The organism is Kitasatospora sp. NPDC059803, assembly GCF_042732255.1.
Classification (GTDB): domain Bacteria; phylum Actinomycetota; class Actinomycetes; order Streptomycetales; family Streptomycetaceae; genus Kitasatospora.
Genome location: NZ_JBHWIJ010000545.1, coordinates 1 through 2,109 on the forward strand (window position 1 = coordinate 1; position 2,109 = coordinate 2,109).

Annotated in this window: 2 protein-coding genes; one reads left to right on the forward strand and one right to left on the reverse strand. The window is 70.0% G+C overall.

Features of this window, described 5'->3' with window-relative positions; genetic code table 11:
- Nucleotides 1-155: 155 nt before the first annotated feature.
- On the reverse strand, nt 156-803 hold the full coding sequence (locus tag ACFV6I_RS39330) for a TetR family transcriptional regulator (RefSeq protein ID WP_063348895.1): 648 nt from the start codon (nt 801-803) through the stop codon (nt 156-158).
- A gap of 436 nt (nt 804-1,239) precedes the next feature.
- Between ACFV6I_RS39330 and ACFV6I_RS39335 the strand changes: the two genes are divergently transcribed.
- Nucleotides 1,240-2,109 (forward strand): serine/threonine-protein kinase (locus tag ACFV6I_RS39335; RefSeq protein ID WP_380431067.1); only part of this gene is annotated, 870 nt, incomplete at its 3' end.

The window sequence follows — 2,109 nt, forward strand, 5'->3', positions numbered from 1 at the left end:
CGGGCACCCTGTGTGAGGGGTGCCCGCCCACCGGCATGTCTGGCGCGCGTGCGGTACGTCGGCGGACCTCCCCCGAGGACACGGCCGCCGTCCGTCGTACCCCGGACAGGAGGCCGGGGCTGCGCGCGGAGCGGATGGTCGGTTGAGCGGATGGTCTACTTGGGCGGCTTCTTGCCGGTGACGCCCAGGTACACCAGGGGAGCGAGGTTGGGCTTGAGGTCCTTGACCTTGACGCCCCAGGCGGTGAAGGCCTTCTGGTGCTCGGCCGCCGAGGCGAGCAGCGAGACCAGGGCCCCGGCGACGGCGTTCGGGTCGAGCGACTTGTCGGCTTGGCCCTTCGCCTGGAGTTCCTTGACGGCCTCCGCGAGCGGCTTGGCGACCGCGTTGAGGACCGTCATGCGGATCTTGAAGAACCGCTTGTCCCCTTCGGCGGCACCGAGCGTGACCACTCGGAGAATGGCGTCGTTCTTGCGCCAGAAGGCGAGGAATCCGTCGACCAGTTCTTCCGAAGTGGTCGGACCGGACTTCCCTGCCCAGGACTTTCCGGCCACCAGCTCTTTGAGGGTGTCGGCGTCCTTGGCCATTTCCTCGGCGATTTCGAGGACAGCGCCCTCGACATCCGGGAAGTACTGGTAGAAGGTCGCGGGGGAGGTACCCGCCATACGGGCGACGTCGATGACCTTGACGTCCCGGTACGGCGACGTGCTGAGCATCTCGCGGAGGCAGTCGAGCAGCTTCTGCCGCGTTTCCTGTCCGCGTCGCCCGGCGACGCGACCGTCGACGGTGCGAACTTGTCCTGTCATGCCGTCAGCTTACCGTGGCACGATCTTGGCGCGATTCGGTGATGCGACTATTACTCCGCACGGGGGGTTGCTATAGGGGCATGAACCACTTCGGACGGATATTCACCGCGCTCCGCAGGCGTCGTTGAAGCCCCCCCGTGTGCCTTTGACCCCACAGCGTGACGGCGAGTCCGCTGAGGGGTGATCGAGTGACAGAGCGTGACGACTGGCGGCGTCGGAAGATCGGCGCCGAAGGGGAGGGTCCGGGCGTCCGGGTGCAAGCCGCGGCCGGAACGGGCGTCAGAATCCGGCCGTTCCGTCATCACCGGCCGGACGGCGGCGCTCCCGGGGCGGCCGTCGGCTCTGGGCGGGGGAGGTTGGAGATGGGCCGGGCGGCATTGGAGAATCGGGTCCGGCACCACGCGGCGGGTGCGGAAAACGGGGAGGTGGCAGCGGAGTGGACCAGCTGACGGCGCACGATCCGAGGCGGATCGGGCCCTTCGAGGTGCTGGGGCGGCTCGGCGCGGGTGGGATGGGGCTGGTCTACCTGGCGCGCTCCGCCTCCGGCCGGCGGGTGGCCATCAAGACCGTCCGGGGGGAACTGGCCGAGGACGAGCTGTTCCGCGTCCGCTTCGCCCGCGAGATCGAGGCGGCCAAGACGGTCGGCGGTTTCTACACCGCGGCCGTGGTGGACGCCGACGCGGACGCCCGGGTGCCCTGGCTGGCCACCGCGTACATCCCGGCCCCCTCGCTGGAGGACCTGGTCGAGGAGTGCGGTCCGCTGCCGGTGGACGCCACCCGCTGGCTGATCGCGGGCATCGCCGAGGCGCTGCAGTCGATCCACGCGGCCGGGCTGATCCACCGGGACCTCAAGCCCTCCAACGTGCTGGTGGTCGAGGACGGCCCGAAGGTGATCGACTTCGGCATCGCCTCCGGCGTCTCCAGCACCCGGCTCACCATGACCAACGTCGCGGTCGGCACCCCTGCCTACATGTCCCCCGAGCAGGCCAAGGACAGCCGTAACGTCCGGGGCGCCAGCGACGTCTTCTCGCTCGGCTCGCTGATGGTGTTCTGCGCGACCGGGCACCCGCCCTTCAGTGGCTCCAACCCGGTCGAGACGGTGTTCCAGCTGCTGCGCGAGGAGCCGGACCTGTCCGGGATGCCGCGCGAGCTGATGGACCTGGTCCGCGCCTGCATGCGGCCCTCGCCCGAGCACCGGCCCACCCCGGCGCAGATCCAGGCCGAACTGGCCCCGCACCTGTTCTCCCGGGACGACGCCGCCGGCGAGGTCGGCGACTGGCTCCCCGTGAACGCGCTGGAGCTGATC